We start from the raw sequence: 3875 nt of genomic DNA, 5'->3' as shown, positions 1-3875 counted from the left end.
TTGCTATTTTTTAACTTTAAGTACTTTAGGCACTCTAGGCACTTTAAGTACTTCTTTTTGTTTATTTGTTTGTCATTTAGTGGTCATTTGCTTCGCTGTCATTTAGTTGCTATTTTTTAACTTTAAGTACTTTAGGCACTCTAGGCACTTTAAGTACTTCTTTTTGTTTATTTGTTTGTCATTTAGTGGTCATTTGCTTCGCTTTCATTTAGTTGCTATTTTTTAACTTTAAGTACTTTAGGCACTTTAAGTACTCTAAGTACTTCTTTTTGTTTATTTGTTTGTCATTTAGTGGTCATTTGCTTCGCTGTCATTTAGTTGCTATTTTTTTAACTTTAAGTACTTTAGGCACTTTAGTACTCTAAGTACTTCTTTTTGTTTATTTACAAATTCAATTCCTAATAGATACTGACTACCAACCAATTACATTCGCACCTAACTGAAGACTGCCTACTGAAGACTGCTTACTGAAGACTGCTTACTGAAGACTGCCTACTGGCGACTGCTTACTGCCTTACTTCCGTCTTCTTACTCTTACAACTGCTTCAACAATATCAACTGTATCAATATTAAATTTTGCTAACAACTCATCGGATTTTCCACTTTCACCAAATCTATCATTTACAGCAACCATTTCCATAGGTGTAGGCATCTTACAACTTAATAGTTGTGCAATAGAATCTCCAAGTCCACCATTTTTTTGATGTTCTTCTGCACTAACAACGCAACCTGTTTTACTCACAGATTTCAATATCAAATCTTCATCAAGAGGTTTAATTGTATGAATATTTATTACTTCTGCATCTATTCCTTTTTTTGCTAACAACTTAGAGGCTTCAATGGATTTCCAAACATGGTGTCCTGTTGCAATTATTGTAACATCTTTTCCCTCTTTCATTAAAATTCCTTTTCCTATTTCAAATTTCTGATTTTCATCTGTAAAATTAGGAACTCCCGGTCTTCCGAATCTCAAATAAACAGGACCGATATAATCAGCAATGGCAATAGTTGCAGCTTTTGTTTGATTAAAATCGCAAGTATTTATAACAAGCATATTAGGTAACATTTTCATCAATCCAATATCTTCCAATATTTGATGAGTCGCCCCATCTTCCCCAACAGTTAGCCCTGAGTGAGAAGCACATATTTTTACATTTTTATTTGAATAAGCAATTGATTGTCTTATTTGGTCATAAACCCTTCCTGAAGCAAAATTTGCAAAAGTACCTGCAAATGGAATTTTCCCTCCAATAGTCATTCCTGCTGCAACACCCATCATATTTGCTTCAGCAATACCTGCCTGAAAAAATCTTTTGGGAAACTCTTTTTGAAAAAGATTCATTTTTACAGAAGCTGTTAAATCGGCTGCTAATGCAACAACATTTTTGTTCGTTTTTGCTACTTCTAAAAGTCCTTCTCCAAAACCACTTCTTGTTGCTTTATTTCCTTTGTTTATGTATTCTTTCATTTTTATTTTAATATAATTTTACAGATTCATAGTAACTGAGCCACCAGAAGTTACCTTAAACTTTTTGTTATTTGTATATGAGGTTTTATTAGAACTCTTTCTACGATAAGAAATTCTATATTCCCCAGGTTGCATAATAACAATTTGTGTCCTTACATCCGGACTAATATCTGTTACCCACTTTAATTTACCATTTTTTAACTGATAAATACTTCCTAAAGTAGAACGCGATGTATATATATTTACTTTTCCCGGCTGTGGTATCTCCAGTGTATTTGTATGACTTTGTTTTATATCAACACCATTAACTTTTATTCGTGGTAATGAAAGTATTTCTATGTCGTATTTACCTACAATATATTTTTGTGTTGATTTAAAATCCTGAACATGAAGAATTTCATGAGAACCTTGTTTTTTTATAATTGCTTTTAAATTTCTATAATTTGTTATTCCTTTTATCTTTAAATTCAAATATCCCTGCGGTGCATCAATTGGAATTACATTATGCTTCCCTGAAACAAGTTCAACATTTTTTTTATAAACAGGTGGAATTGTGTGAACAGTAATATTATATTTTTGAAGTGGATCAAGAATTAATGTGTCAGGAAAACCTTTATAATTAATTGTATGATAAAAATTATATTTTATAATTCCTGATTTTGCATCATAAAAAGTCATATTTACATCTGTTTCTGTTGGCTTTCCATAAATATCCAAAAGACTTACCTGAGATGTTGTATTATTTAAGGCATTAGAAATAATCACACTCATTATTTCAGTAAATGTTTTCTCATCTTTTGCATTAAAAAATGTACCTACACAATCCAAATTTTTTACAAATTCTTCATCAATACCAAGTCCGATAATAAAGGGTTTTAAAATAACATTTCGTTTTTGAAGAGCAATAGAAACAGCACAAGGATCACCATCACATTCCTCAATTCCATCTGTTATCAAAATAATAATATTTCGTGTCATGGCAGCTTTAGGAAAATCATTTGCTGCCATTGATAATGAGTAAGCAATTGGGGTTGTTCCTTTAGGAGTAATTTTTTTAAGTTTATCAATAATTTGTTGTTTGTTATTTCTTCCAAATGGTACTTCAAGTCTTGTATCTTTACAATCCTGTTTATATTTTGGGCTTCTATGTCCGTAAGCACGCAATGCAAGTTCTACATGCTCTACATCTCCGAGGCTATCAACCAAATCAGTAAGAAGTCTTTTTGCAGCAACAATTTTTTGTTCTTTATCCCATTGCCCCCACATACTCCCTGAGCCATCAAGCAAAAAAAGTATTCGTGTTTTTCGATTTTGAGCAAAAAGGTCATTGCTTACAAATGAAACCAAAATAACAGAAATAAGAATTAATATAATTCGTTTTTTCATAATATAATTTTTTAAAAATCACCAATTGTTTCGTCCAACTGAGTCAAGGCTTCCGCCAATTGTTCTTCGCTTAATGGGGAACCATGCCACTTGTGATCATCTTCCATAAAATCAACTCCCTTTCCCATAGTGGAATTCATGATTATACATATAGGCTTTTTATTTCCTGTCATGTCAACTGCTTTTTTCAATGTTTTGGAAATTTCAGGAATGTTATGTCCATCCATTTCAAGGGTTATCCATCCAAAACTATCAATTTTATTTTTCAAATTGCCAAGACTAACAACATCATCAATGGAACCATCGATTTGTTTTTTGTTGTAATCTATTGTAATAATCATATTATCTATTTTGTGCTGTGCCGCAAACATAAGTGCTTCCCAGTTTTGTCCTTCCTGCAACTCACCATCACCATGAAGTGAATAAATTATCCCTGAATCTTCATTTAATTTTTTTGATAAAGCAGCACCGGCAGCATTACTAATTCCCTGACCCAAGGAACCTGATGCAATTCTTATTCCAGCTAAATTATTATGATTTGTAGGATGCCCTTGCAATCGTGAGCCGTAAATTCTAAAAGTTTTTAATTCTTCAACAGTAAAAAAACCTCTTCGTGCTAAAACGCTGTACCATAAAGGAGAAAGATGCCCATTTGATAAAAAGAAAATATCTTCTCCTGCACCATCCATTGTGAAATTTTTAGGATTAATATTTAAATGGTCAAAGTAAAGAACAGTTAAAAAATCAGCACATCCAATTGAACCACCGGGGTGTCCTGATTTTGCATTTGTAACCATTCGTAAAATATCTCTACGTACTTGAGTGGCAATTTTTTCTAATTTGTGCATTATCTAAATTAAATAAATGATTTTAAAAAGTCCAAAAGTATAATTTTTTTTATCAAAAAAGTTTGAGCAAGCAGCTTTCTTATCTACAATAAAAAAATGTAATTGTTTATAAGATTGAGTTGTGAGTGGTGAGCGGTGAGTGATGAGTGGTGAGTGATGAGTGATGAGTGGTG

The 3875-nt window shown here is 32.0% G+C and carries 3 protein-coding genes; all 3 read right to left on the bottom strand.

The annotated features are described in order from the left end of the window. Positions 1 to 514 precede the first annotated feature (514 nt). Genes U9R42_04800 through U9R42_04790 form a run of 3 tightly spaced genes read right to left on the bottom strand, consistent with a single transcriptional unit; the run spans position 515 to position 3702 of the window. Positions 515 to 1468 (bottom strand): transketolase family protein, encoded by a 954-nt coding sequence (locus U9R42_04800; GenBank protein ID MEA3495335.1) that lies wholly within the window; start codon positions 1466 to 1468, stop codon positions 515 to 517. Between the two features lie 18 nt (positions 1469 to 1486). Further along, positions 1487 to 2854, bottom strand: a complete 1368-nt coding sequence (locus U9R42_04795; GenBank protein ID MEA3495334.1) for a vWA domain-containing protein — start codon at positions 2852 to 2854, stop codon at positions 1487 to 1489. An 11-nt stretch (positions 2855 to 2865) separates the two neighbouring features. Beyond that, positions 2866 to 3702 (bottom strand): transketolase, encoded by an 837-nt coding sequence (locus U9R42_04790; protein MEA3495333.1) that lies wholly within the window; start codon positions 3700 to 3702, stop codon positions 2866 to 2868. Positions 3703 to 3875: the final 173 nt, after the last annotated feature.

It is taken from the genome of Bacteroidota bacterium (assembly GCA_034723125.1).
Taxonomy (GTDB): Bacteria; Bacteroidota; Bacteroidia; order CAILMK01; family JAAYUY01; genus JAYEOP01.
This window is presented reverse-complemented; position numbering and strand designations above follow the sequence as displayed.